Below are 18,212 nucleotides of genomic sequence, written 5' to 3' on the forward strand. Positions count from 1 at the left end.
CGAGGGATGCGGCCACGCTACCCCCTGCGCGCGGCAATCTCAATCGTTGCGTCAGAGGCCTTCGGCGTCTATGTCGATCAGCAGCAGGCGGTTGTGTTCGATGAACAGCCCGGCAGTCATGCAGTACTGGTTCGAGGTCGCATCGCGGTAGGTGTTCGACAGGGTCAGTCGGCGTTCTTCCCAGCCTTCGGCAAGCAGTTGGTAGAAGTACGGGCGCCATGACCAGTTGTGGCCGAGGTAGCGGCGGTCCTCTTTCCAGAACAAGCCGTTCCACTCCAGGTTTGGCGAGATCTGCGTGCCGTGGCGGTCGCACTGGTAGATGCGCAGCAGACGCGGGAAGCCTTCCGGAGCGGGAAGGCTGCTGAGCATCGCGCCACTTTCGGCCCAGGGGCGCAGGTTGCTGATCAGCTCGGCGAGTTGGCGGCGCAGCTGGATCAGCCCGGCGCGCTCCTGCAGTTTGCGCCGCACATAGCGGTCGCGCAGCTTGCCGAACGTCTCCAGGTAGGCATCGCTGGCCGGGAACTCCAGGGCGGGCTTGGCGAACAGGAATCCCTGCACGAAGCGCGCGCCGCACTCCAGGGCGAAGTCCATTTCGTCTTCGGTTTCGACGCCCTCGGCGATGATCCAGCAGCCGGTCTTTTCCGCCATCTGTGCCAGGGCCTTGACCACTTCGCCGCTGGGGCCGCCGCGTGCAGCCTGCTGGAACAGGCGCATGTCCAGCTTGAGGATGTCCGGTTGCAGGGTGAGCACGCGGTCGAGCTGCGAATAGCCGGCGCCGAAATCGTCGATGGCGACGCGCGCGCCGGCCTGGCGATAACGCGCGACCACTTCCGGCAGGCGCAGATAGCCGCCACTGAGTTCGGTGATCTCGAACACCACGCGGCGCGGATCGACACCGTGCTGCTGCAGTTGGCGCAGGCTCGGCAGCGGCTGATTGGGGCGCAGGCGGCCGACCCAGCGCGGCGAGATGTTCAGGCTGAGGAACCAGTCCTTCGGCGCCTGGTGCAGCCGCGCCAGGGCGTCGTCGCGGATCTGCCGGTCGAGGCGGCGCAGGGCGGCGGGGGAGACTTTCGGGTCGACGAACAGCGGTCCTACGGAAACCAGCCGGCCATCATCCAGGCGCAGCCTGCCGAGGGCCTCGACGCCGGCGATCAGGCCGGTCGCGGTGTCGATGAAGGGCTGGAAGTAGGCGATCGGTTGCCCGTCGATCAAGGGACACATCCTTAGTGGTAGGTGGCGGAGGAGGTGGCGCGCACCTCCTGTTTGCCCTCTTTTGAAGCAAGAATGTAGCCAGGGTGCCTCAAGGGGCTTTTTCGTCGCCGGATTCGGAGCGATTTCGCGATCGCGCTTCGAGCAGCAGCGGGATCAACAGAAGGCCCAGACGCAGCATTCGTCGCAGGCGTCGATTGCGCCCCAGCACCAGTGCGAGGAGCCCGGCGCCACCGGCTGCCCATAGCGGCGCGCTGGCCGGGAGCTGTCGGCGCAGACCCTCACCCATCTCGCGCACGTGTTGTAGCGGCTGCATCAGCTGGTGCATTTCCTGGCGTAGCTCCTGACGCTGCACCTCCAGGCGCAGGCGCACGATGGCCTTGCGCAACTCCTGGCGCGAAGGGCGCGCGGAGAGTCGTGGCTGTTCGCTCATCGCAGCAGATGCTCCTTATCCCGCGCCAGTTCTTCCAGGGTCGCGCTGAACGGCGAGCTGTCGTCTTCCATCAGGCTGCGCAGGCGCAGGGCGCAGAGTGCGCCGCCGGCGCAATAGAACAGGCAAAGCCCGAGCACGGCGGCCAGCCGGTGCTCGTCCCAGAACAGTACGAGCACCAGCAGCGACAGCCCCATCAGCAAGAGCAGGGCGAAGACCAGAGCCAGGCCGGCGAACAGCAGCAGGGCCAGGGTGCGGGCTTTCTGCTCTTGCAGCTCCAGGCCGAAGAGTTCGACGTGGCCCTGCAGCAGGCCGAGGAAGGCGGCGCCGGAGCGCCGCAGGGAAGGGCCGCGGTTGGCGTCCGTGGCGTGCGGTGCGTCACTCATGGATCAGCGCCGTCCCACCAGCAGACCGAGCAGGAAGCCGACGCCGGCTGCCAGGCCAACGGCCTGCCAGGGGTGTTCGCCCACATAGTCCTCGGTCGCGTCGACGGCGGCCTTGCCGTGCTCGCGGACGCTTTCTTGCGCGGCATCGATGCGTTCGCGTGCACGGTGGAGGCCGCTGCGCAGCTGGTCGCGCAGGCGATCGGCTTCTTCGCCGGCGAGCTCGGTGGAGGTCTGCAGCAGTTTCTCGGTGTCGGCTACCAGCGCCTGGAACTCGGCCAGCAGCGCGTCCGTGGTGGCATTCGCATTGGATTTGCGAGGCATGGGGTGTCTCCTTGTTTATTGGCCAGATGTCAGAAGTTTCGAGCCGGCGCGACCGTAGGAAGTTTCCTCGCACTGTACGGCAAAGCGGCGACGCATGTGCCTGCTCAGTGAAGACCAGTCTGCGCTCGGGCGCTTTCATTGTTGCGTGGTATGCCGCTTGCAATGTCGTGGTGCGCGAGTCGGGCGGAGTGCCCTATCGAGGGGCGTTCAGGGATGTCCTGCTGGCGCGAAAAAACCAATCAAATAGCTGAAAGACAAGAGAAAAATCAAAAAAACCAAACACTGTCACAAGTTCCCATGACGCCTTCTGGGGCAACCTGTGGAGCCATCTCGGTGCGCTGGCGCTGCAAGCTGGTGCATTGGGTTCGGGCGGTGAGCTTTTTTGGTGCTTTTTCAGTCGAAGCCGGGACTGCCGATACCCATGGAAAACCTCAATAGCGCCGTGGCAACCCTGATCCACGGTTCCAACACCCTGTTCATCCTGATGGGCGCCGTGATGGTGCTGGCCATGCACGCCGGGTTCGCCTTCCTCGAGGTGGGCACGGTGCGTCTGAAGAACCAGGTCAATGCGCTCTCGAAGATCCTTTCGGACTTCGCCATTTCCGCCCTGGCGTACTTCTTCGTCGGCTACTGGGTGGCCTATGGCGTGGACTTCTTCAAGCCGGCTGCCGAGCTGAGCGCGGAGAACGGCTATGCGCTGGTCAAGTTCTTCTTCCTGCTGACCTTCGCCGCGGCCATCCCGGCGATCATTTCCGGTGGCATCGCCGAGCGCGCCAAGTTTGTCCCGCAACTGTGCGCCACGGCGTTGATTGTCGGCCTGGTCTATCCGTTCTTCGAGGGTTTGGTGTGGAACGGCAACCACGGCCTGCAGGAGTGGCTGAAGCTGGAGTTCGGTGCGTCCTTCCATGACTTTGCCGGCTCGGTGGTGGTGCACGCCTTCGGTGGTTGGCTGGCGCTGGCCGCCGTGCTGTTGCTGGGGCCGCGCAACGGCCGCTATCGCGAGGGGCGGCTGGTGGCCTTCGCGCCTTCGAACATCCCGTTCCTGGCGCTGGGTTCGTGGATCCTCATCGTCGGCTGGTTCGGCTTCAACGTGATGAGCGCGCAGACCCTGGATCACGCCAGCGGCCTGGTGGCGGTCAACTCGCTACTGGCGATGGTCGGCGGCACCATGGCGGCCCTGCTGGTCGGTCGCAATGACCCGGGCTTCCTGCACAACGGCCCGCTGGCGGGGCTGGTGGCGGTGTGTGCCGGTTCCGACCTGATGCACCCGATTGGCGCGCTCGCCACCGGCTTGGTCGCTGGTGCCTTGTTCGTCTGGGCGTTCACTGCGGCGCAAACACGCTGGCAACTCGACGACGTACTGGGCGTGTGGCCGCTGCACGGCCTGTGCGGCGCCTGGGGCGGCATCGCCTGCGGGGTGTTTGCGCAGCCGGCGCTGGGCGGGTTGGGCGGCGTCAGCCTGGCCAGCCAGACGCTCGGCACCCTGCTCGGTGTGCTCATCGCCTTCGCGGGTGGCCTCCTGGTGTATGGCGCGATCAAGAGCGCCGTGGGCATTCGTCTGAGCCAGGAGGAGGAGTACTACGGCGCCGACCTGTCGATCCACAAGATCGGTGCGCTTAGCCACGACTGAGCCGTTGGCGCGTCGGTGCAAGGCCGGCGCGCAGCCTGTTCCCCCAGAGTCTGCGAAGAACCAGAAAAAAGCCCCGTCGTAACGGGGCTGAAACCAAGGGAGCGTAGTCACCGGGAGCCGCCAGGGCGGCCTCCCGGATGCCGATTACCACAGGGGCGTGGTGTAGCTCAGGATCAAGCGGTTCTCGTCCACGTTGTTACTCGCTGCGAGGTTGTTGGCGAAGTTGCTGCGGGTGGTCGCGTTACGCCATTTCACGCCGAAGCCTTTCAGATAGCCGTCCTGGAACACGTAGGCGATGTCGGTATCGCGCTCCCATTCCTTGCCTTCGTCGTTGCTGGTCAGCAGGTCGACGCTGTCGCCCTTGATATAGCGGGTCATGAAGGTCAGGCCGGGGATGCCGAGGCCGGCGAAGTTGTAGTCGTAGCGGGCTTGCCAGGACTTCTCGTCCTTGTTGGCGAAGTCGAGGATCTGGACGTAGTTCACCAGGTAGGGATCGGTGCCGTTGATGTAGGCGAAACCAGTGTCGCCGCTCATCTTCTGGTAACCCAGGCCGAAGGCGTTGTAGCCCAGGTTGTAGGTGAGCATGGCGTTGATCGCCTTGTTGTCGACGTTGCTGCTGCCGTCGTCGTTGGACTTGGCGAAGCGCAGGTCGGTCTTCAGCGACTGGCCGTCGGTGATCGGCAGGGTCCAGAGGGCGGTCAGGAAGTGCTGCTTGTAGAAGTCTTCCAGCTGGCCGTAGTGGTAGCCGGTGCTGAAGTTCTTGGTCCAGGCGTAGGTGCCGCCGGCGAAGTCGAACTCGTTGGTGGTAGTGCCCTTGGTGAAGCTGATGTTCTTCTTGCCGCCGCTGGTGATGCTCATCTCCTGGTAGTCGGAAGAGTCACGTAGGTTGGTCTGGTTGAGCCGGCCGGCGTCGAAGGTCAGGCCGTCGAGCTGGGTGGAGTTGAGCGAGCTGCCCAGGAACACCTGTGGCAGCAGGCGAGTGTCGTTGGCGACAATCACCGGCAGTTTGGGAATCAGGGTGCCGGCCTTCACCACGTTCTTCTCGTAGCGCAGTTTGGCGGTGGCGCCCAACTTGCTGTAGTCGTCCGGGGCCGAACCGTCCGCCTGCTTGGGTAGCAGGCCGGTGCCGGTGCGGTCCGGGCTGGAATCGAGCTTCAGGCCGAGCATGCCGATGGCGTCCACACCCACGCCAATGGTGCCCTCGGTGTAGCCTGATTCGTATTTCAGGATGAAGCCCTGCGCCCATTCCTCGGCCTTGTTCTGCTGGGCCGGGGTGGAGGTACGGAAGTCGCGGTTGAAGTAGAAGTTGCGCAGTTCGATGTTGGCCTTGCTGTCCGAGATGAAGTCGGCGTGGGCCAGGGCGGGGATGATGCAGCTGGAACCCAGCGTGGCCATGGCCACGGCGCGGGCGATCGGAGTCTTGCTCATTGTTATTGTCTCCTCGAGCGCTTTGGTCAGTTCGGTGATGCCGGAACCACGCCGGCACGTCGATCTGTTACAGCCTGCCTACTAAATCATTACAGGCTTTTTCCGACCCTTAGACCTTAGTCGCTGATTGCCGGGATATCCTCCTGATTTGCTGGGATATCCCGTGTTCCGTGGGTTTGCGAGGAGTTCAGGGTTTATTGCACCCACTGCGGGTAGTAGCCGAGGCGGTCCTGCGCGTCGGCGTCGTGGGCCGGAATCACGGTGATCTCCGGGTGGGCGATGAGCATCTCGTGGACCTTCGCCAATTGCGCCAGGGTCTGCTCGCGGTTCTGGTCGACCAGTCGGCTGCTGGCCCAGAACTTCTGTCGCGGGCCGCTGAAACCCTTGAGGCGCCAACTGGTATCGCCACTGAAGAAGTAGCGGCGACCGTTCTCCAGGGTGATGAACAATCCCACCGAGCCAGGCGTATGGCCGGGCATGGGCACCAGCACCAGGCTACCGTCGCCGAACAGGTCGAGGCTTTCGTCGAAGGCCAGGAAGGGCGTCGGGGAGAAGGCATAAGGGTGCCAGCGTGTGCTGGCGCTGAACTCGCTGGGGAAGACCGCCGGTGGCGTGGCAATGTGCGCGTAGTCGATTTCCGCGTAGGGCGCCCAGACCGGTACGTCGGGGAAGTCCGACAGGCCGGAAGCGTGGTCCCAGTGCGCATGGGACAGCAGGATTCTGTCGATGCGAATGCCGCTGCCGGCGAGCTGGTCGCGCACGGGCGAAACCTGGCCGAAGCGGAACAACGGCTTGTCCCACCAGGGCATGTCCTGGCGGAACTGGGCTTCGGCCTGGCTACCCAGCCCCGTATCGAACAGCAGGGTGGCGGCGTGATGCTGGATCAGCACCGCCATGTGGTTCATCCGGACCTTCTCGGTCCAGGAGCCATCGGCCACGGTCAAGGCATCGAGGGTGGTGACCCCGGACGTGCGCACCACGGCGAAGCGCAGGCCGTCGGCAAGGGCGGGCAGGCTGGACAGCCCAAGCGACAGGGCAAGCAGCAGGTGAGACAGGCGCATCCTTTCAATCTCCGTTTACAGGCAGGTAAGGCGAAGGGGCACGCGCCCCGATTCGCCGTCATATCAGGGGGCTTGGCCTAGAGCGCCGGCAACGGCAAGTAGCGGGGCAGGGCGCGTACGCGATCCAGCCAGGCCTGAACCCAGGGATAGGCCGAGGGATCCACGCCGCCTTCGCCGGCCAGGGCTACGTAGGGATAAACCGCCACGTCTGCGATGGTCGGCTCGTTGGTAGCCGCCAGCCAGGTCTGCTCGCGCAGCACGCCGTCGAGCAACTCAAGTGACTGGCGCCCCTTGGACTGTGCACTGGCGAGGTCGCCCGGCCCCTTGAACACCTGGATGATTCGTGCGCTTGCCACGCCGTGCTGGATCTCGTTGGCGGCGAAGCTCAGCCAATGGGCGATGCGGCCCTGGGTCTCGGCATCCAGCGGGTACCAGTAGGACGGGGCGTAGCGGCGTGCCAGGTAGACCAGGATGGCCTGGGAGTCGCCCAGGCGATAGTCGCCGTCCTCCAGCGCCGGGACCTGGCCGCGGGGGTTGATGGCGAGGAAGGCCGGGCGTTTCTGTTCGCCACTGCGCAGGTCGACGTTGATCTGTTCGGCTTGCAGGCCGAGCAGATTGAGGAATAGGCGGACCTTGTACGAATTGCCGGAAAGCGGGACGTCATGGAGTTTCATCGCGGTGTTCCCCTGTTTGCGGGTTGTTATCGGAACGCTTTTGCTGGATATTAGACAGACAGGTCTGTCTATTTCAAGCGAAAATTCCGCGGCAGTGCGGGAACGGTCCTCGTCCGGCGGTTCAAGCCTTGGCGAGGCTCGCGCATAATGGCGGGCCAGGAGGTGCCCATGTCGTCCAGCAACCCGTCATCCAGCAAGCGCGAGCAATTGCTCAATACCGCCCTCGTGCTTTTCTACCGGGAGGGCTATCACGCCACCGGTATCGATCGCATCCTCGCCGAGTCCGGGGTGGCGAAGATGACCCTGTACAAGCACTTCAAGTCCAAGGACGAGCTGATCCTGGCGGCGCTGGAGGCACGCCATGCGCGCAGCCTCGAATACTTCCGCGCAGGCGCGCGCCTGCCGCCGCGCGAGGCGATACTGGTGGTGTTCGACTCGTTGCATGGCTATCTGCAGCAGAGCGATTTCCGCGGTTGTGCGTTCATCCATGCGGCAGCGGAGTTTCATGATCGCGAGCATCCGATCCACCGGCAGGCCGCCGAGCACAAGGACTTCATCGAGCGCTTCTTCCATGAGCAACTGCAGCGGCTCGGGCTCGCCGAGCCAGGCAAGCTGGCGCGACAGCTGCAATATTTGATGGAAGGCGTGTTGGTCATGGCGCACATGCACGGTCCGGCCGACCAGGCCCTGGAGGCCCGCGAGGCGGCGGACATCCTGCTGCGGAGTGCAGGACTATGACGGAGGAGGGCGGGATGAGTCCTGAATGCCAGTTGCTGGGAACCCTAGGCTGCCATCTCTGCGAGGTGGCCGAGCAGGTGATGATGCCCTTCGTCGAGCACGGTCTGCTGGTCGAACTGGTGGACATCGCCGAGCGTGAGGAATGGGTCGAACGCTACGGCCTGCTCATTCCGGTGCTGCGCCGCTGCGACAATGGCGCCGAGTTGAACTGGCCGTTCGATGCTGAGCAGGTGGCCACTTTCCTGCGCAAATGACTTTTGCGCGCGGGCGCCCTACAAAGCCCGCTGCGCTGTGTCAGTCTTCCGCTGTCTTACCTTCCTCTCGGAGACAGCAGCATGAAAATCGGATTCCTCGGTCTGGGTGGCATGGGCGCCGGCATGGCGGCCAACCTGCTCAAGGCCGGCCATCAACTGTGCGTGTGGAACCGTTCGCCGGCGCTCGCCGAGCCGCTTCTCGCCCAGGGCGCGACGCTGGCGGCGGAACCGCAGCAAGCCTTCGATGCCGACGTGGTCGTCACCATGCTCGCCGATGACGCGGCGACTCGCAGCGTTGTGCTCGATAGCGGCGCACTGGCTTCGGCCAAGCCTGGTCTGATCCACCTCGGCATGGCGACCCTGTCCGCGGCCTTCGTGACGGAGCTGGTCGAGCGGCACCGTGAGTGTGGCGCTACCTACATTGCGGCTCCGGTGTTCGGTCGCGTCGAAGTCGCGGCGGCCGGCAAGCTGAATATCCTCGCTGCCGGTCCGCAGGCGGCCATCGACAAGGTCCAGCCGTTGCTCGATGCGATGGGGCAGAAGACCTGGCCGCTCGGCGAGGACCCGCTGAGTGCCGTCGCGGTGAAGATCGCCGGCAATTTCATGATCGCCAGTGCCATCGAGGCCATGGGCGAAGCGGCTGCCCTGACCCAGAGCTATGGCGTGGCGCCGGCGCAGTTTCTGGAGATCATGGGCAACACGCTGTTCAACGCGCCGGTGTATCGCAACTACGGCGCGCAGATTGCCGAGCGGCGCTACGAGCCGGCGGGCTTCCGCCTGGTGCTTGGGCTGAAGGATGTCGGCCTGGCGCTCGCGGCGGGGCAGAGCCGCCATGTGCCCTTGCCCTTCGCCAGCGTGCTGCGCGACAACTTGCTCGAGGCGATCGCCCAGGGAGATGGCGAGCGCGATTGGGCGGCGCTGGCGCAGGTGGCCATGCGGCGCTCGGGGCAGGACTGATTCACCGGGCATGAAAAAGCCCGCCGAAGGGGCGGGCTTTTTGCCGCCTGGAAAAATCGCAGGCAATAAAAAACCCGCCGGTTAAGGCGGGTTTTTTCGGGTTTGGTCGGAGCGACTGGATTCGAACCAGCGACCTTCTCGTCCCGAACGAGACGCGCTACCAAGCTGCGCTACGCTCCGTTTGATGGCGCGCATTCTACCGAAAAACTTTTGACGCACAAGGGGTTAGCGAAAAATTTCTGAAAATATTTTTTCCCCTTCACGAAAACGCAGACGCCCCGCGGGACTCGGGGTCCTGCGGGGCGTCTTTCGCGTTGGGCGCAAGCGGATCAGAGATCCTTCACGCTACGCACCTGGTCCTTGTTCACCTGCACGCGCTTGCCATCCAGTTGCTCGAATTCATAGAAGCCGGTGCTGCTGTCGTATTCCGGAGTGTCGACGGACTGGATTTCGCGACCGTCGTTCATGGTAATGACGCTCGGACTCGAGCAGCCGGCCAGTGCACCCATGCCGAGTGCCAGCAGGAAAGCGGGAAGGGTCCGTTTGATCATTGGTGTTTCTCCTGTACGAAGCCATTTGCAAAGGGATACAAGCGTTCGGACCGGGATGCTATCAGTAAGGTTCCCCGCGAAAGCTCGATCTATGGCGAGAAATTCTCTGCTTGAGAATCTTCCTGCAACAGGTCGGGCGTGTTCAGGTTGGCGAGTCGCGGGTCGTTCGGTGCGCAATGCACGGGCTGGGCTCCCAGCGGCAGCAGCACATGCCGCGGGCTGCGTTCGCCGCGTTGCCAGGCTTGCTCCACCGCCGCGGCAAGCGCGCGGGGAATGATGCAGAACAGCGGCTCCCAGTGCTCGCCGTCATGCAGCATATGCGGATGAGCAGGATCGGCTTGCGCCGCACGGCGCAGATCATCGATCAGTGCCCCGTCGATGCAGGGCGCATCACAAGGCAGCACCAGCAACCAGGGATGGCGGGCGACGGCCAACCCGGCGCGAATGCCGGCTAGGGGGCCGGGGTAATCCGGCGTGTCGTCCTGTACCAGGCGATCGGCGTAGGCGCCGTAGCGATCGGCGTTGCGATTGCAGGAGACGATCAGGTCGTCTGTCAGCGGCCGCACCAACTGGTGGAGGTGCTCGATCAGCGGGCGTCCGTGCCACTCCACCAACCCCTTGTCGCGACCGCCCAGGCGTTGGCCGCGACCACCAGCGAGCAGCAGCACGGAGCAGGGGAGCAAGGGGGGTTCGGGCATGGCGCGGTCTCCGGGGGGGGCCTGTGATATAACACCGGGCACCCCGTCTCACAAGCAAGGTTCCCCTCCCATGAGCCATCAGGCCGCGCCGGCGTTCGTGCCGCTCAATATCGCCGTTCTCACCGTCAGTGACACCCGAACCCTGGAAACCGACACCTCCGGGCAACTCTTCGTCGACCGCCTCACTGCTGCGGGTCATAACCTGGCTGCTCGCGTGCTGCTGAAGGATGACCTTTACCGCATCCGTGCGCAGGTCGCGCAGTGGATCGCCGAAGATGACGTGCAGGTGGTGCTGATTACTGGCGGCACCGGTTTCACCGGCCGCGACAGCACCCCCGAGGCGGTGACCTGCCTGCTGGATAAGGTGGTGGACGGTTTCGGCGAGCTGTTCCGGCAGATTTCGGTGGCCGATATCGGCACCTCTACCGTGCAATCGCGCGCCCTGGCGGGCCTGGCCAACGGCACCCTGGTGTGTTGCCTGCCGGGTTCGACCAACGCCTGCCGCACCGCCTGGGACGGCATCCTCGCCGAGCAGCTGGATGCGCGTCATCGGCCGTGCAATTTCGTCACCCACCTGAAGAAAGCCGCGCCCTGCGAGAGCCGCGGATGAGCGGCTGCGACAAGCCCGGCCTGCTGCCGGTCGAGGAGGCGCTGGAGCGTCTGCTCGACCTGGCGCGGCAGACGCCGATCAACGAAGTCGAACGCGTGTCGCTGGGCGAGGCCGATGGCCGCGTGCTGGCCGAGCCGCTGCTTTCCGGTCTCGATCTGCCGCCGTGGGACAACAGCGCCATGGACGGTTACGCGCTGCGCCTTGCCGACTGGCAGGGCGAGCCCATGGCCGTGAGCCAGAAAATCTTCGCCGGTGTGGCGCCTGAAGCTCTTCAACTCGGTACCTGCGCGCGCATTTTCACTGGCGCTCCGCTGCCGCAAGGCGCCGATTGCGTGGAGATGCAGGAGAACGTCGAGGTCCTGGCCGATGGCCGCGTGCGCTTCCTCCAGCCGTTGAAGTTCGGTCAGCATGTGCGCCCGCAAGGCCAGGAAACCCTCAAGGGCGAATGCGTGCTGCCCGCCGGTACGCGCCTGGGTGCCATCGAGCTGGGCCTGGCCGCCTCGCTCGGCCAGGCCGAACTGTCGGTGCGACGCAAACCGCGCGTGGCCTTGCTGTCCACCGGCGACGAACTGGTCGAGCCGGGCAAGCCGCTGGCGCTAGGGCAGATCTACAACAGCAACCGCGCGCTGCTGAAGGCCTGGTTGCTGCGCAGTGGTTGCGAAGTGGTGGACGCCGGCATCCTGCCCGACGACCTGGCGAAGACCCGCGAAGTGCTGGGCTCGCTGGCTGGCGTCGATCTCATTCTTTCGACCGGTGGCGTATCGGTGGGCGAGGCGGACTTCCTGGGCGCGGCGCTGCGCGAAGCCGGCGAGCTGTCGCTGTGGAAGCTGGCGATCAAGCCGGGCAAGCCGTTGACCGTCGGCCACTATCAGGGCGTGCCGGTGATCGGCCTGCCGGGCAACCCGGCTTCGACCCTGGTGACTTTCGCGCTGCTGGCGCGCCCCTACCTGCTGCGCCGTCTGGGTGTGGAGGAGGTAGCGCCGTTGCGCTTCGAAGTACCCGCCGGGTTCGCCTGGAAACACGCTGGAAACCGCCGCGAGTACCTGCGCGCGCGCCTGGAGAATGGCCGCGCGCTGCTCTACCCGAACCAGAGCTCCGGCGTGCTGCGCAGCGCGGCTTGGGCAGACGGTCTGGTGGAGGTGCGCGAAGGGCGGACGCTGGAAGAGGGCGAGATGCTGCCCTTCATTCCGCTGAGCGAAGTGCTGAACTGATGCTCTTGTAGGAGCGAGCTTGCTCGCGAACAGACTCCGCTGTGGAGCGGGTTCGCGAGCAAGCTCGTTCCTACGAAAAATCGCCTTTCAGCCCGCCGCTTGCCGATGCCGCAAGCGGTACTCGCCGGGCGTTTCGCCGGTCCAGCCCTTGAAGCTGCGGTGGAACGAGCGTGACTCGGTGAAGCCCAGGTACTGGGCGATGTCCTGGATTGGCAGGTCGCTGTGCAGCAGGTAGTGCTCGGCGAGTTCCTGGCGCAGGGCGTCGAGGATCTGCTGGTAGCTGGTGCCGGCCTGCTGCAGGTGGCGCTGCAGCGTGCGCACTGTCATCTCGAAGCGTTCGGCGACGCGTTCCTTGCGTGGCAGACCGTCCTTCATCAATAGGCGCAGGGCGTTCCGCACCCGAAGTGGCAGCGGCTCGTCGTCGTCCAGCTCGGCCATCATCGCCAATGCGTGTTCTTCCAGGGTGCGCAGCAGGTTGGCGTCGGCCTGGCGTAGGGGGAAGGCGAGCAATTGCAGCGGCACCAGCAGGGCGCTGCAGGGTTGGCCGAAGCGCACCGGCGCGCCGAACAGGCTTTCGTATTCCGCGAGGTCGGTGCCCGCCGGCTGTTCGTGCTCGAACCACACCTCCTGCGGCGAGCCCTCGAAGTCGGCGATCCAGCGCGCGTACAGCAGCCAGGAGGCGAGCACGTTTTCCACCATGTGCCGGCGGATTTCCGCGGTCTGGTGGCGGCAGTTCCAGATCAGCCGCACGTGGCCTTCGCCCGGTTCGAGGCGGCTGGTGCCCATGTCTCCGACGAGTTTCTCGTAGGGCATGATGCGGTTCATCGCCTCGCCGAGGTTGGCGCAGTTCATGGTGATGTAGCCCAGCACGCTCCAGGACCCGGGCTGCACGAAACGCGCCGAATGCAGGCCGAAAAGCGGGTCGTTGGCATGTTCGCAGAAGTACCCGAGCAGGCGTTCGTGCGCCTCGCTGGGCAGGCGTTGGCCGTTGTCGGCCAGTTGCGCGCGGGTGAGGCCGGCGGCTTGCAGCGCGGCATCGATGTCCAGGCCGAGGTGTTCGGCCTGGCGCAGGTATTTGAGCAGGGCGGGTACGGATGTGTAGCCGAGGGCGTGCATGGCGTCGCTCTTGTTCTGGTGGCTCTATCGGCGACTGGCGCTGTCCCGATCCGACAGTGACAGGGCCAGGCGGCCGACTAGTATAGGCAGCCATTGCGAGCGACCGGAATAGGAGCACGGCAGGCATGCGACGCTGGAACGGATGGGGTGAGGAAACGACGGCCATGGAGCTGCCCGCGGCGGGCCGCGAGTTCCTCGCCGAGGCGATCGGGCCGGGCATGACGCTCGCCGACGCCAGCCTCGAAGCGGTGCTGGCCAAGGTGCCCGCGTCGCGTCTGGCTGAGCATCCGCTGGTGATCCGCGAAGCGCACGACCGCCTCATGCACGCCCGCGGCCAGAGCCTGGCCGACTGGCTGGCGATGCGCGAAGGCGAGTTCGGCCTGTTCCCCGATGGCGTCGCCTATCCGCAGAGCGCCGAGCAGATCCGCGTGTTGATGCGCTACGCCGAAGCCCAGGACTGCCTGCTCATCCCATACGGCGGCGGCACCTCGGTGGCCGGCCACATCAATCCGCCGGCTTCGGACAAGCCTGTGCTGACCGTATCGCTGGCGCACATGAATCGCCTTCTCGAGCTGGATGAAGAGAGCCTGGTCGCCACCTTCGGCCCCGGCGCGAACGGCCCGCAGGTGGAGAGCCAACTGCGCGCCCGCGGCTACACGCTCGGGCACTTCCCGCAGTCCTGGGAGCTGTCCACCCTCGGCGGCTGGGTCGCCAGCCGTTCCAGCGGCCAGCAGTCGCTGCGTTATGGCCGGATCGAGCAACTGTTCGCCGGCGGCACCCTGGAAACCTTCGCTGGATCGCTGGAGATTCCGACCTTCCCGGCATCCTCCGCCGGTCCCGACCTGCGCGAGCTGGTGCTCGGTTCGGAAGGGCGCTTCGGGGTGATTTCCTCGGTCAAGGTGCGCATCTCGCGGCTAGCCGAGCAGGAGAGTTTCTACGTGGTCTTCCTGCCCTCCTGGGAGCGGGGCTTGGCGGCCATGCGCAGCCTGGCGCAGGCGCGCGTCCAGCTGTCCATGCTGCGCCTGTCTAATGCCGTGGAAACCCGCACCCAGCTGACCCTGGCCGGGCACCCCGGGCAGATCGCCTGGCTGGAGCGCTACCTGAATTGGCGCGGCGCGGGCGAGGACAAGTGCATGCTGACTTTCGGGGTCACCGGCTCGCGGGCGCAGAACGCTGCGTCGCTGAAGGCCGCGCGACGGATGCTCAAGAACTTCGGCGGGGTGTTCACCGGCACGCTGCTGGGGCGCAAGTGGGAAGCCAGCCGCTTCCGCTCGCCGTACCTGCGCGAAACCCTCTGGCAGGCCGGCTATGTGGTCGACACCCTGGAGACCGCCACCGACTGGAGCAACGTCGACAACCTGCTCAACCGCATCGAGTCCAACCTGCGCGGCGGCCTGGCGGCGGAGGGCGAGCGCGTCCACGTGTTCACCCACCTGTCGCACGTCTATGGCGAAGGTTCGAGCATCTACACCACCTATGTATTCCGCCCGGCATCCAGCTATGCGAAGACCCACGAACGCTGGCGCCGGCTGAAGGAAAGCACCAGCCGGGTGATCGTCGAGAACCGCGGCACCATCAGCCACCAGCACGGCGTGGGCAAGGACCACGCGCCCTACCTGCCGACCGAGAAGGGCGAGCTGGGCATGGCCACGCTGCGCACCCTGGCCGCGCATTTCGACCCGGCCGGGCGCCTCAACCCCGGCACCCTGTTGCAGGACTGACGGCATGCCGGCCTGGAACGCCGACTGGCGCCGCGAAGCGCTGGCCGAGCTGGCGGCACGCGACTGGGACCTGATCGTGGTCGGCGGCGGCATCACCGGCGCAGGCATCCTGCGCGAGGCCGCGCGGCGCGGCTGGCGTTGCCTGCTGGTCGAGCAGCGCGACTTCGCCTGGGGCACTTCCAGTCGCTCGTCGAAGATGGTCCACGGCGGCCTGCGCTACATCGCCAAGGGCCAACTCGGCCTGACCCGCGACTCGGTGCGCGAACGCCAGCGCCTGCTCGGCGAAGCGCCGGGTCTGGTCGAGCCGCTGAGCTTCGTGATGCCGCACTACCGCGGCGGCTTCCCCGGGCCGAAGGTGTTCGGCAGCCTGCTGGCGCTGTACGACGCCCTGGCCGGCCGGCGCAATCACCTCTATTACCCGCTGCAGCAACTGCGCTATCTGGCCCCCGGGCTGAAAGAGGACGGTCTGCTTGGCGGCACCCAGTTCAGCGATGCCGTGGTGGACGATGCGCGGCTGGTCATGCGCGTGCTCGACGAAGCGCGCGCCGACGCTGGCGAAGCGCTCAATGGGCTGCGCGTACGCGAACTGACGCGCCAGGGCGGCCGCGTGACCGGCCTGCTCGCCGAAGACAGTGAAGGCGCTGGCACGTTCCAGTTCCGCGCGCGTGCCGTGGCGTTGGCCACTGGTGCCTGGGCCGATCAGTTGCGGCGCATCCAGGGCAGTGAACATATCCGTCCGCTGCGCGGCAGCCACCTGCTGCTGCCGGCCTGGCGGCTGCCGGTCGCGCATGCCTTCAGCTTCATGCATGCGGCGGATAAGCGTCCGGTGTTCGTCTTCCCCTGGGAAGGCGCGACCGTCATCGGCACCACCGACCTCGACCATCGCGAGAGCCTCGACCGCGACGCGCGCATTAGCCCGGAGGAAGTGGACTACCTGCTGGCCGCCTGCGCCCAGCAATTTCCCTCGGCCCGCATCGAACGCGCCGACGTGCGCTCGACCTGGGCCGGCGTGCGCCCGGTGGTCGCCTCCGGCACCGGGCAGAAGAAACCTTCGGATGAGAAGCGCGAGCACGCGCTCTGGGTCGAGCCGGGCTGTGTGACCCTGGCTGGCGGCAAGCTCACCACCTTCCGCCTGCTGGCGCTGGAAGTGCTGCGCGCCTGCGCGCCCATGCTGGGGCGCGAGCTGCAGGAAGATCAGGGCACCGTTTTCGGCTTGCCGCCTGCGGTCGAACTGCCTGGCGTCAGCCCGCAGCAGAAGCGGCGCCTGGCCGGTCGACACGGCCGCAATCTGCCGCAACTGGCGCGGCTGATCGGCGAAATCGGCAGCGAGCGAATCGGCGGCAGCGATTGCCTGTGGGCCGAGCTGGCCTGGGCGGCGGAGGGCGAACTGGTGCTGCACCTCGACGACCTGCTGCTGCGCCGCACGCGCCTGGGCCTGCTGCTGGCCGACGGTGGTTCGGCCGAGTTGCCGGCGATCCGTGCGCTCTGCCAGCCTCGCCTGGGCTGGGACGACGAGCGATGGCAGCGCGAAGAAAGCGATTACCTGGATCTCTGGCGGCGTTGCTACAGCCTGCCCGAGTCGGTTCGATAACAAGAAGGACCACACCTTGAGCGAACAGAGCTACCTGCTGGCCATCGACAACGGTACCCAGAGCGTGCGCGTGCTGCTCTTCGACCTCGCCGGCAACCTGGTGGGCAAGGGCAAGGTCGAGCTGGAGGCGTATTACTCCACCCAGCCTGGTTGGGCCGAGCAGGACCCGGAGTACTACTGGGCCAAGCTCGGCGAGGCCTGCCAGCAGCTCTGGGCGCAGACGGGCATCGACCGCAGCCTGATCCGTGGCGTGTCGCTGACCACCCAGCGCGGCACCGTGATCCACGTTGACGCAGAAGGCCGCCCGCTGCGCCCGGCGATCCTCTGGCTGGACCAGCGCCGCGCGGAGGTCGAAGGGCACATCAAGGGGCCTTGGGGTTGGCTGTTCAAGCTGGCCGGCGCCGAGGGTGCAGTGGACTACTTCCGCAGCCAGGCCGAGGTCAATTGGGTCGCCCAGCAGCAACCGGAATTGCACGCTGCGACGCACAAGGTGCTGCTGCTTTCGGGCTTCCTGACCCATCGCCTGTGCGGGCGCTTCGTCGACTCGCTGGCCTGCAGCGTTGCCTATCTGCCGTTCGACTACAAACGCCTGAAGTGGGCCGCGCCGCGCGACTGGAAATGGCAGGCGGTGAGGGTGCAACAGGAGCAGCTGCCGGAGCTGTTCAAGCCCGGCGAGAAGCTCGGTGCGATCAGTGCCGAAGCCAGCCGCCATACCGGTATTCCCGAGGGCCTGCCACTCATAGCAGCGGGCGCGGACAAGGCCTGTGAGGTGCTCGGCGCCGGGGCCATCGAGCCAAGTGTGGCGTGCCTTTCCTATGGCACCACGGCGACCATCAACACCACCCGCTCGCGCTACCTGGAAACCATTCCGCTGATCCCGCCGTACCCGGCGGCGATTCCCGACCACTTCAACACCGAGGTGATGATCTACCGCGGCTTCTGGATGGTCAGCTGGTTCAAGCGCGAGTTCGGCCTGCGCGAGATGCAGCGCGCCAGCGAGTTGGGCGTGGAGCCGGAAGCGCTGTTCGACGAACTGGTGAACCAAGTGCCGCCCGGCTCCATGGGCCTGATGCTGCAGCCTTACTGGACACCGGGCATCCGCGAGCCGGGGCTGGAGGCCAAGGGCGCGGTGATCGGCTTCGGCGACGTACATACCCGCGCGCACTTGTACCGCGCCATCCTCGAAGGCCTCGCCTACGCACTGCGCCAAGGCAAGGAGCGCATCGAGAAACGCTCCGGCACGCGCATCGAACGCCTGCGCGTGGCCGGCGGCGGCTCGCAGAGCGATGCGGCCATGCAGCTGACTGCGGACATCTTCGGCCTGCCGACGGAGCGCCCGCACGTCTATGAAGCCTCCGGCCTGGGCGCGGCCATCGACTGCGCGGTGGGGCTGGGGCTGTTCCCGGACTTCGCTAGTGCCATCGCCGCCATGACCCGCGTCGGCGAGGTGTTCCAGCCGCGCGCGGAGGCGCAGCGCACCTACGAGCGGCTCTACCGCGAGGTCTACCAGCGCATGTACCGGCAGCTCAAGCCGCTGTACCAGAGCATCCGCGAGATCACCGGCTACCCGGCGTGAACCTTCCCCGCGCCTGGCATGGTCCATAGTGGAACGGACAGCCAGAGGGG

20 protein-coding genes and 1 tRNA gene are annotated in these 18,212 nt (G+C 66.0%); 10 read left to right on the forward strand and 11 right to left on the reverse strand.

What is annotated here, in order from left to right; genetic code table 11:
- Nucleotides 1-51: 51 nt before the first annotated feature.
- The 4 genes from ACA097_RS22550 to ACA097_RS22565 all read right to left on the reverse strand — a co-directional run bounded on the left by ACA097_RS22550 (nt 52) and on the right by ACA097_RS22565 (nt 2,346).
- Entirely contained in the window at nt 52-1,212 is a 1,161-nt protein-coding gene (locus ACA097_RS22550) for an EAL domain-containing protein (protein ID WP_043253518.1), read from the reverse strand.
- Between the two features lie 88 nt (nt 1,213-1,300).
- Complete coding sequence (locus tag ACA097_RS22555; RefSeq protein WP_043253517.1) at nt 1,301-1,642, reverse strand: hypothetical protein; 342 nt, start codon at nt 1,640-1,642, stop codon at nt 1,301-1,303.
- Nucleotides 1,639-2,025, reverse strand: a complete 387-nt coding sequence (locus tag ACA097_RS22560; RefSeq protein WP_371366122.1) for a phage holin family protein — start codon at nt 2,023-2,025, stop codon at nt 1,639-1,641. Before ACA097_RS22560 ends, ACA097_RS22555 begins: the two co-directional genes overlap by 4 nt.
- Nucleotides 2,026-2,028: 3 nt before the next feature.
- Nucleotides 2,029-2,346, reverse strand: a complete 318-nt coding sequence (locus ACA097_RS22565; RefSeq protein ID WP_043253515.1) for a YqjD family protein — start codon at nt 2,344-2,346, stop codon at nt 2,029-2,031.
- Nucleotides 2,347-2,559: 213 nt separating this feature from the next.
- Here ACA097_RS22565 and ACA097_RS22570 point away from each other — a divergent pair, with 213 nt between their 5' ends.
- Together ACA097_RS22570 and ACA097_RS22575 are read left to right on the forward strand one after the other, a co-directional pair.
- On the forward strand, nt 2,560-2,784 hold the full coding sequence (locus ACA097_RS22570; protein ID WP_160287743.1) for a hypothetical protein: 225 nt from the start codon (nt 2,560-2,562) through the stop codon (nt 2,782-2,784).
- Nucleotides 2,768-3,976 (forward strand): ammonium transporter, encoded by a 1,209-nt coding sequence (locus ACA097_RS22575; RefSeq protein WP_371366124.1) that lies wholly within the window; start codon nt 2,768-2,770, stop codon nt 3,974-3,976. The genes ACA097_RS22570 and ACA097_RS22575 overlap by 17 nt, the downstream gene beginning before the upstream one ends.
- Nucleotides 3,977-4,120: 144 nt before the next feature.
- Here the strand turns inward: ACA097_RS22575 and ACA097_RS22580 are convergent, their stop codons facing one another.
- The 3 genes from ACA097_RS22580 to ACA097_RS22590 all read right to left on the reverse strand — a co-directional run bounded on the left by ACA097_RS22580 (nt 4,121) and on the right by ACA097_RS22590 (nt 7,139).
- Complete coding sequence (locus ACA097_RS22580) at nt 4,121-5,404, reverse strand: OprD family porin (RefSeq protein ID WP_371366126.1); 1,284 nt, start codon at nt 5,402-5,404, stop codon at nt 4,121-4,123.
- Nucleotides 5,405-5,598: 194 nt separating this feature from the next.
- Nucleotides 5,599-6,465, reverse strand: a complete 867-nt coding sequence (locus ACA097_RS22585; RefSeq protein ID WP_043253512.1) for an MBL fold metallo-hydrolase — start codon at nt 6,463-6,465, stop codon at nt 5,599-5,601.
- Between the two features lie 77 nt (nt 6,466-6,542).
- Nucleotides 6,543-7,139, reverse strand: coding sequence for a glutathione S-transferase family protein (locus ACA097_RS22590; protein WP_371366128.1), 597 nt, complete (start codon nt 7,137-7,139; stop codon nt 6,543-6,545).
- Nucleotides 7,140-7,307: 168 nt separating this feature from the next.
- Here ACA097_RS22590 and ACA097_RS22595 point away from each other — a divergent pair, with 168 nt between their 5' ends.
- From ACA097_RS22595 to ACA097_RS22605, 3 genes are all read left to right on the forward strand, one after another.
- Entirely contained in the window at nt 7,308-7,877 is a 570-nt protein-coding gene (locus ACA097_RS22595) for a TetR/AcrR family transcriptional regulator (protein WP_371366130.1), read from the forward strand.
- Between the two features lie 14 nt (nt 7,878-7,891).
- Nucleotides 7,892-8,131, forward strand: coding sequence for a glutaredoxin family protein (locus ACA097_RS22600; protein ID WP_043253509.1), 240 nt, complete (start codon nt 7,892-7,894; stop codon nt 8,129-8,131).
- Between the two features lie 81 nt (nt 8,132-8,212).
- The gene (locus ACA097_RS22605; RefSeq protein ID WP_371366133.1) at nt 8,213-9,088 is read left to right on the forward strand and encodes an NAD(P)-dependent oxidoreductase; all 876 of its coding nucleotides are present in this window, start codon (nt 8,213-8,215) and stop codon (nt 9,086-9,088) included.
- A 103-nt stretch (nt 9,089-9,191) separates the two neighbouring features.
- On the opposite strand, the gene ACA097_RS22610 is transcribed toward ACA097_RS22605, so the two are convergent.
- The 3 genes from ACA097_RS22610 to mobA all read right to left on the reverse strand — a co-directional run bounded on the left by ACA097_RS22610 (nt 9,192) and on the right by mobA (nt 10,337).
- A tRNA-Pro gene (locus ACA097_RS22610) sits at nt 9,192-9,268 on the reverse strand.
- 149 nt (nt 9,269-9,417) lie between these two features.
- A complete protein-coding gene (locus ACA097_RS22615; protein WP_043253507.1) occupies nt 9,418-9,639 on the reverse strand; it encodes a YgdI/YgdR family lipoprotein in 222 nt (73 codons plus the stop codon).
- An 89-nt stretch (nt 9,640-9,728) separates the two neighbouring features.
- Entirely contained in the window at nt 9,729-10,337 is a 609-nt protein-coding gene (mobA, locus tag ACA097_RS22620) for a molybdenum cofactor guanylyltransferase MobA (RefSeq protein WP_371366135.1), read from the reverse strand.
- A gap of 70 nt (nt 10,338-10,407) precedes the next feature.
- Between mobA and moaB the strand changes: the two genes are divergently transcribed.
- Nucleotides 10,408-10,947: a molybdenum cofactor biosynthesis protein B gene (gene moaB / locus ACA097_RS22625; protein ID WP_371366137.1), complete on the forward strand. Its 540-nt coding sequence runs from the start codon at nt 10,408-10,410 to the stop codon at nt 10,945-10,947.
- A complete protein-coding gene (gene glp, locus ACA097_RS22630; protein WP_371366139.1) occupies nt 10,944-12,158 on the forward strand; it encodes a gephyrin-like molybdotransferase Glp in 1,215 nt (404 codons plus the stop codon). Before moaB ends, glp begins: the two co-directional genes overlap by 4 nt.
- Before the next feature lie 87 nt (nt 12,159-12,245).
- Here glp and ACA097_RS22635 read toward each other — a convergent pair whose 3' ends face one another.
- The gene (locus ACA097_RS22635) at nt 12,246-13,274 is read right to left on the reverse strand and encodes an AraC family transcriptional regulator (protein ID WP_043253503.1); all 1,029 of its coding nucleotides are present in this window, start codon (nt 13,272-13,274) and stop codon (nt 12,246-12,248) included.
- A gap of 125 nt (nt 13,275-13,399) precedes the next feature.
- Between ACA097_RS22635 and ACA097_RS22640 the strand changes: the two genes are divergently transcribed.
- From ACA097_RS22640 to ACA097_RS22650, 3 genes are read left to right on the forward strand one after another with little or no spacing between them, the layout of a single operon-like run.
- Nucleotides 13,400-14,995 (forward strand): FAD-binding oxidoreductase, encoded by a 1,596-nt coding sequence (locus ACA097_RS22640; protein WP_371366141.1) that lies wholly within the window; start codon nt 13,400-13,402, stop codon nt 14,993-14,995.
- Between the two features lie 4 nt (nt 14,996-14,999).
- Nucleotides 15,000-16,586, forward strand: a complete 1,587-nt coding sequence (locus ACA097_RS22645; protein ID WP_371366143.1) for a glycerol-3-phosphate dehydrogenase/oxidase — start codon at nt 15,000-15,002, stop codon at nt 16,584-16,586.
- A 16-nt stretch (nt 16,587-16,602) separates the two neighbouring features.
- The gene (locus ACA097_RS22650; RefSeq protein WP_371366145.1) at nt 16,603-18,162 is read left to right on the forward strand and encodes an FGGY-family carbohydrate kinase; all 1,560 of its coding nucleotides are present in this window, start codon (nt 16,603-16,605) and stop codon (nt 18,160-18,162) included.
- Nucleotides 18,163-18,212 lie beyond the last annotated feature (50 nt).

It is taken from the genome of Pseudomonas sp. QL9 (genome assembly GCF_041409665.1).
Taxonomy (GTDB): Bacteria; Pseudomonadota; Gammaproteobacteria; order Pseudomonadales; family Pseudomonadaceae; genus Pseudomonas; species Pseudomonas knackmussii.

Coding starts and splice junctions, on each gene's coding strand:
- ACA097_RS22555 (WP_043253517.1), bottom strand. CDS start 1,642: ATGAGCGAACAGCCACGACTCTCCGCGCGCCCTTCGCGCCAGGAGTTG.
- ACA097_RS22560 (WP_371366122.1), bottom strand. CDS start 2,025: ATGAGTGACGCACCGCACGCCACGGACGCCAACCGCGGCCCTTCCCTG.
- ACA097_RS22565 (WP_043253515.1), bottom strand. CDS start 2,346: ATGCCTCGCAAATCCAATGCGAATGCCACCACGGACGCGCTGCTGGCC.
- ACA097_RS22570 (WP_160287743.1), top strand. CDS start 2,560: ATGTCCTGCTGGCGCGAAAAAACCAATCAAATAGCTGAAAGACAAGAG.
- ACA097_RS22575 (WP_371366124.1), top strand. CDS start 2,768: ATGGAAAACCTCAATAGCGCCGTGGCAACCCTGATCCACGGTTCCAAC.
- ACA097_RS22580 (WP_371366126.1), bottom strand. CDS start 5,404: ATGAGCAAGACTCCGATCGCCCGCGCCGTGGCCATGGCCACGCTGGGT.
- ACA097_RS22585 (WP_043253512.1), bottom strand. CDS start 6,465: ATGCGCCTGTCTCACCTGCTGCTTGCCCTGTCGCTTGGGCTGTCCAGC.
- ACA097_RS22590 (WP_371366128.1), bottom strand. CDS start 7,139: ATGAAACTCCATGACGTCCCGCTTTCCGGCAATTCGTACAAGGTCCGC.
- ACA097_RS22595 (WP_371366130.1), top strand. CDS start 7,308: ATGTCGTCCAGCAACCCGTCATCCAGCAAGCGCGAGCAATTGCTCAAT.
- ACA097_RS22600 (WP_043253509.1), top strand. CDS start 7,892: ATGAGTCCTGAATGCCAGTTGCTGGGAACCCTAGGCTGCCATCTCTGC.
- ACA097_RS22605 (WP_371366133.1), top strand. CDS start 8,213: ATGAAAATCGGATTCCTCGGTCTGGGTGGCATGGGCGCCGGCATGGCG.
- ACA097_RS22615 (WP_043253507.1), bottom strand. CDS start 9,639: ATGATCAAACGGACCCTTCCCGCTTTCCTGCTGGCACTCGGCATGGGT.
- mobA (WP_371366135.1), bottom strand. CDS start 10,337: ATGCCCGAACCCCCCTTGCTCCCCTGCTCCGTGCTGCTGCTCGCTGGT.
- moaB (WP_371366137.1), top strand. CDS start 10,408: ATGAGCCATCAGGCCGCGCCGGCGTTCGTGCCGCTCAATATCGCCGTT.
- glp (WP_371366139.1), top strand. CDS start 10,944: ATGAGCGGCTGCGACAAGCCCGGCCTGCTGCCGGTCGAGGAGGCGCTG.
- ACA097_RS22635 (WP_043253503.1), bottom strand. CDS start 13,274: ATGCACGCCCTCGGCTACACATCCGTACCCGCCCTGCTCAAATACCTG.
- ACA097_RS22640 (WP_371366141.1), top strand. CDS start 13,400: ATGCGACGCTGGAACGGATGGGGTGAGGAAACGACGGCCATGGAGCTG.
- ACA097_RS22645 (WP_371366143.1), top strand. CDS start 15,000: ATGCCGGCCTGGAACGCCGACTGGCGCCGCGAAGCGCTGGCCGAGCTG.